The sequence below is a fragment of the Arthrobacter sp. Dra40 genome (genome assembly GCF_059091905.1).
Window position 1 is genome coordinate 1 of sequence record NZ_JBNHHB010000295.1, and the last position, 5216, is coordinate 5216.

Here is a 5216-nt window from a genome sequence, read left to right on the forward strand (position 1 = left end):
ACCGGCTGGACAAGGAGCTGGTGGGCAACGTCTCGCTGAAGGTGCTGCCGACCGAGCGCCCGGACGCCTGGGAAGTCCAGGGCCGCGGCGAGCTGGCACTGGCCATCCTGGTGGAGCAGATGCGCCGTGAAGGCTTCGAGCTGACCGTGGGCAAGCCCCAGGTGGTCACCAAGACGATCGACGGCAAGGTGCACGAACCGATGGAGCACATGACCATCGACGTCCCGGAAGAGTACCTCGGCGCAGTCACCCAGTTGATGGCCGCCCGCAAGGGCCGGATGGTCAACATGGCCAACCACGGCACCGGCTGGGTCCGGATGGAATTCATTGTTCCGGCCCGCGGCCTGATTGGTTTCCGCACACGGTTCATGACCGAGACCCGCGGGGCCGGCATCGCGGCCTCCATCTCCGAGGGCTACGAGCCCTGGGCAGGACCGATTGAGTACCGTACCAACGGCTCGATGGTTGCCGACCGGTCCGGCGTGGTCACGCCCTTCGCGATGATCAACCTGCAGGAACGTGGCTCCTTCTTCGTCCAGCCCACCTCCGAGGTCTACGAAGGCATGATCGTTGGTGAAAATTCGCGGGCGGACGACATGGACGTCAACATCACCAAGGAAAAGAAGCTCACCAATATGCGTGCCGCTTCCTCCGACAGCTTCGAAAACCTGACCCCGCCGCGGACCTTGACGCTGGAGGAATCGCTCGAGTTCGCCCGCGAAGACGAGTGTGTTGAGGTGACTCCGGAAGCGATTCGCATCCGCAAATTGGTCCTGGACGCCAACGAGCGGCTCAAGGCCGCCCGTGCGCGCGCCAGGGCATAAACTGGACCGTATGACAGAGCAGAGGCAACCCGCCGGAGACCACGGCGGGTTGCCTTCCGCTGTTAACCCGCCCGTTTTTGCGGCGGAACGCCCTCAGGTACGACGGCGGCGCCCCGCCTTCCAGGGCTGGGGCACCGCGGTCTTCGGGGCGGTGGTGACGGCGGTTGTGGGAACGGCCCTGCACTCGCAGATCCTCTACGCCGGGGGGTCCAACTATCCGTGGGGTGCTGCAGCCGCTCTGGTGTTCGCCTTGGCGGTGATGGTCTGGTCCGGGCTGAAGGCGAGCAACGTGGTCGTGGCCGGGCTGACGGGAGTTCTCGCCTACGTCCTCGTCGGGCTGATGGCCATGGCTCCGGGCGCCGAACCGCTGATCGTCACCGGGACCACCGCTGCGGTGGAACTGCCGATCGCCGTGGCGGGCCGGATCTGGATGATCGGACTGGTCTTTGCGGCCGTTGCGGCGCTGCTGATCTGCGCCTGGGCTCTGAAGCCGCGGCGGGCCAAAGCCTGACCGGCCGGTCCGCGCGGGGCGGTTCCGTCCGCGGGCCGGGCCTCAATTAGCCGTTTGGTCCACATGGTGGGCCAGGAAGATGGACGTCGCGGTCCCGTCCTCGTCGGCGGGCAGCATCGCGTACTCTTCGAAGACCGCGCGGATCTTCGCCAGCATCTCTTTGCGGTGCGCGTCGTTGAGCTTGATGCCCATCCGCGTGGTTTCGATCTCGTCCGGGGCAAGGCCGTCGATTTCCTGCAGGAAGGTCTCCACCAGCACCGGAGCCGCGTCCGGCATCTCGGCTCCCCAGGACATCCGGGTGGCGCGGTAGGGCACTTCCTTGGCCCCCCGGTTGCCCTTGCGCGGTTCCTCGGCTTCCAGGAAGCCGGTGTTGAGCAGCGTGCGCACGTGGTGCAGCGAGGTGGCCGGATTCAGGCCGAGCAGTTCCGCGATCTCCTTGTTGGTCCGCGACCGGTGCAGGCAAAGCCGCAGAATGCGCAGCCGGACCGGCGAGCTGAGTGCCCGCCCAGTGGCTTGCAGGTCCTGATCCGTAGGCATGTCTCCAGCATACGACACGAGGCGCTCAACGATTGACTTTCCCCAATCGCTGATCAAGACTGTGACGGTGACTGAGCAGCCTGCGCCACAAGTGTCCCCAGCGACCGCGCGGACCGGCAGTGCGGGCGGGAGCGAGGCCCCGCCGTCGTTATGGCGCGACCCGAACTTCCGCATGTTCTGGTCGGCCCAAACCCTCAGCCAGGTCGGGGTCCAGGTCGGGCAGCTGGCCGTCCCGGTGCTCGCAGTGGTGGTGCTCGGGGCCAGCGAATTCCAAGTGGGCGTCCTCAATGCCAGCGCCACGGCCGCCTTCCTGCTGATCGGGTTGCCGGCGGGGGCCTGGGTGGACCGGTGGCTGAAGCGGCGGGTCATGATCACAGCCGATCTGGTGCGCGCAGCCGCCATGCTGTTCGTGCCGCTGCTGTGGTGGATTGGTGCGCTGCAGATGTGGCACCTGTATGCGGTGGCGGGCGTGCTCGGCTGTGCAACAGTTTTTTTCGACGTGGCATACCAGAGTTACATTCCGGTGCTGGTGCGCAGCGACCAGGTGTCGTCGGCAAACTCCCGGCTGGAGAGCACCGCACAGCTGGCGAGGATGGGCGGACCTGCCGCGGGCGGCGGCCTGCTGCAGGTGATGGCGGCCCCGCTGTTGTTCCTGGCCGACACGCTTGGGTACTTGTTCTCCGCCCTGTTCCTGATCCGCACCCGCGACCGCGAAGTGCGGGCGCCGCGGCACGAGAGGCGGCCGCTCATGGTCGAAATCAGGGAAGGGCTCGGGTTCGTGGTGCGCCATCCGCTGATCAGCCGGATAGCCGCCTGCACGGGTCTGATGAACTTCTTCTCGGGACTGGCGTTTACGCTGTTCCCCATCCTGGTGCTCCGTGAGCTGGGACTGGGGCCGGGCTCGCTGGGGCTGGTCTATTCGGTGGCCGCGGCAGGTGGACTGCTCGGCGCGGTGGTTGCACCAAAGTTGGCAAAGCTGACCGGCGAAGGCGCCCTGATTCCGCTGGCAAGCATTGCGTCAACGGCCTTCCTGGCGGCAATGCCGTTGTCGGTGCTGATGCCGGACAGCGGCTCGGCGCTGATCCTGCTGGTGGTCGGGGAGGCTGGTCTCTCCTTTTGTTCACTGGTGTACAACGTGATGCAGGTGAGCATGCGCCAGCGGGTCTGCCCGCCACGGCTGCTGGGCAGGATGAACGCCTCGATCCGGTTCGTGGTGTACGGCGTGTTGCCGCTCTCCGGGCTGCTGGCCGGTGTCTTCGGCGAAACTATCGGACTGGTGCCCACTCTGTGGCTCGCCGCGGCCGGGAGCGTGCTTGCTGCGGCGCCGGTGCTGTTCTCCCCGCTGTGGGGGTTGCGCCGGCTGCCGGACAGCTACGCGGACTGATTTCCCGGCCGACGGCCGCGCCGCGGCGGTTGCGGAGGAACCTCCTTTGCGGCGGTCACGGCGGACAATGAAACGACGACGTCGCCGCGCCGCGCAGTCCTGACCGTGCAGGAGTCAGCATCAGCAGCGAGCAGTTCACCGAGGGCGTCCGTCAGCCCTCCGTCGATCCGATAGCGCACCACGACGCGTGTTCCCGGCGCTGCCGTGGCCAGGAAGGAGGCGGGGGTAGCAGGTCTCACCCGACCATCCTACGGGTGCTGCCTCCGGCTGGGGAGATAATGGTCGCAGGCGATAGGCTAGAGGGAACTGTTCAGAAAGGTGCTGACGGACGTGACGTACGTAATCGCACAGCCGTGCGTGGATGTAAAAGACAAGGCATGTATTGAAGAATGCCCGGTGGACTGTATTTACGAAGGCGAACGGTCCCTGTACATCCACCCGGATGAATGTGTCGATTGCGGCGCCTGCGAGCCGGTGTGCCCTGTTGAAGCCATCTACTACGAGGATGACACTCCCGAGGAGTGGGCCGAGTACTACAAGGCCAATGTGGAGTTCTTCGACGACCTGGGTTCCCCCGGGGGCGCCGCCAAGCTGGGCAACACCCACAAAGACCATCCGCTGATCGCCGCCCTGCCGCCGCAGAACCACGACTGAACTCGATGAGTTCATTCGGCCTTCAGTTGCCGGAGTACCCGTGGGACGCCATGGCGCCCTACGCGCAGAAAGCGGCAGAACACCCCGGCGGCGCAGTGAACCTGTCCATCGGTACGCCGGTTGACCCAACGCCGGCCGTCGTGCAGGAGGCGCTGGCAGCCGCCGCGGACGCGCCGGGGTATCCGACCACTCACGGCACCGCCCGACTGCGGGAAGCGATCGCGGAGTGGTTCGGCCGCCGTCGGAATGTTCCCGGAATGGATCCGCAGGCAGTCATGCCGACGGTCGGGTCCAAAGAGCTGGTCGCCTGGCTGCCCACGTTGTTGGGACTCGGTGCCGGTGACGTCGTGGTGCGCCCGGTCGTGGCCTATCCCACCTACGACATCGGCGCCCTTCTGGCCGGCGCCACCCCCGTAGCGGCGGACAGCCTGGCGGACCTGGACGCGCAGACCAGGAGCCGGGTCAAACTGGTGTGGGTCAATTCCCCGGGCAACCCCACCGGCATCGTCCGGGACCAGCCGGAGCTGCGATCCCTGGTTCAGGACGCGCGGAACCTTGGCGCCGTCGTCGCCTCCGACGAGTGCTATGCGGAACTGGGCTGGGGGGAGTGGGACACGGCCCGCGGGGGCCGGACCGTGCCCAGTGTGCTGGACCCGGCCGTTGCCCAGGGCTCGCACGAGGGCTTGTTGTGCACCTATTCGCTGAGCAAGCAATCAAACCTCGCCGGCTACCGGGCGGCATTCCTGGCGGGAGACGCGGCGTTGATGGCGAATATCATCAACAGCCGCAAGCACGCGGGCATGATCGTGCCGTTCCCGGTCCAGTCCGCCATGTGCGCCGCGCTACAGGACGATGCGCACGTGCAGGCGCAAAAGGACCTGTACCGGAGCCGGCGTGAGCGGCTGCTGCCGGCGCTGGAGAAATTCGGTATCCGGGTCCGCCATTCCGAGGCCGGCCTGTACCTGTGGGGGACCGCGGGGGAAGATACATGGACCACCGTGGGCCGTTTCGCCGAGCTGGGCATCGTCATTGGTCCCGGAGTGTTCTACGGCGAGGCCGGCAACGGCCACGTCAGGGTGGCGCTGACCGGCAGTGATGAACGGATCGACGCCGCCGTCGAACGGCTTTCCTGCTCCCGGACCGGCATCTGTTGACTGTGGAACCAAACAAAAACATATGTCCCGGATTAGATATATCGGTGACTCTCCGGGTAGCGTTTTACCCGAGTATGTGCATGCTCAGTGCCACAAGCGCCCGGCGTGCCGTTAGCTTCTAAACCTCCTGAAGGGGACTCAATGACTGAGCA

The 5216-nt window shown here is 66.2% G+C and carries 7 protein-coding genes; 5 read left to right on the forward strand and 2 right to left on the reverse strand.

What is annotated here, in order from left to right:
* Positions 1 to 824: large ribosomal subunit assembly factor BipA (locus AC5RWT_RS34215; protein ID WP_494084106.1), on the forward strand; the 824-nt coding region annotated here is incomplete at its 5' end.
* Between the two features lie 10 nt (positions 825 to 834).
* Positions 835 to 1335 (forward strand): hypothetical protein, encoded by a 501-nt coding sequence (locus AC5RWT_RS34220; protein WP_494084107.1) that lies wholly within the window; start codon positions 835 to 837, stop codon positions 1333 to 1335.
* Between the two features lie 42 nt (positions 1336 to 1377).
* Here the strand turns inward: AC5RWT_RS34220 and AC5RWT_RS34225 are convergent, their stop codons facing one another.
* Positions 1378 to 1872 (reverse strand): ArsR/SmtB family transcription factor, encoded by a 495-nt coding sequence (locus AC5RWT_RS34225; protein WP_493966357.1) that lies wholly within the window; start codon positions 1870 to 1872, stop codon positions 1378 to 1380.
* 67 nt (positions 1873 to 1939) lie between these two features.
* On the opposite strand from AC5RWT_RS34225, the gene AC5RWT_RS34230 reads away from it, so the two are divergent.
* Positions 1940 to 3256 carry an MFS transporter gene (locus tag AC5RWT_RS34230; RefSeq protein WP_494084108.1) on the forward strand — a complete coding sequence of 439 codons (1317 nt, stop codon included), beginning with the start codon at positions 1940 to 1942 and terminating at the stop codon, positions 3254 to 3256.
* On the opposite strand, the gene AC5RWT_RS34235 is transcribed toward AC5RWT_RS34230, so the two are convergent.
* Entirely contained in the window at positions 3244 to 3495 is a 252-nt protein-coding gene (locus tag AC5RWT_RS34235) for a putative acetyltransferase (protein ID WP_494084109.1), read from the reverse strand. The genes AC5RWT_RS34230 and AC5RWT_RS34235 overlap by 13 nt on opposite strands.
* 91 nt (positions 3496 to 3586) lie before the next feature.
* Between AC5RWT_RS34235 and fdxA the strand changes: the two genes are divergently transcribed.
* Positions 3587 to 3910, forward strand: a complete 324-nt coding sequence (fdxA, locus tag AC5RWT_RS34240) for a ferredoxin (RefSeq protein WP_494084110.1) — start codon at positions 3587 to 3589, stop codon at positions 3908 to 3910.
* 5 nt (positions 3911 to 3915) lie between these two features.
* The gene (gene dapC / locus AC5RWT_RS34245) at positions 3916 to 5064 is read left to right on the forward strand and encodes a succinyldiaminopimelate transaminase (protein ID WP_494084111.1); all 1149 of its coding nucleotides are present in this window, start codon (positions 3916 to 3918) and stop codon (positions 5062 to 5064) included.
* The last annotated feature ends 152 nt before the right edge of the window (positions 5065 to 5216 follow it).

Bases quoted from the DNA above. Each gene is read 5' to 3' on its own strand.
- dapC (WP_494084111.1), top strand. From the start codon at position 3,916: ATGAGTTCATTCGGCCTTCAGTTGCCGGAGTACCCGTGGGACGCCATG.
- AC5RWT_RS34220 (WP_494084107.1), top strand. From the start codon at position 835: ATGACAGAGCAGAGGCAACCCGCCGGAGACCACGGCGGGTTGCCTTCC.
- AC5RWT_RS34225 (WP_493966357.1), bottom strand. From the start codon at position 1,872: ATGCCTACGGATCAGGACCTGCAAGCCACTGGGCGGGCACTCAGCTCG.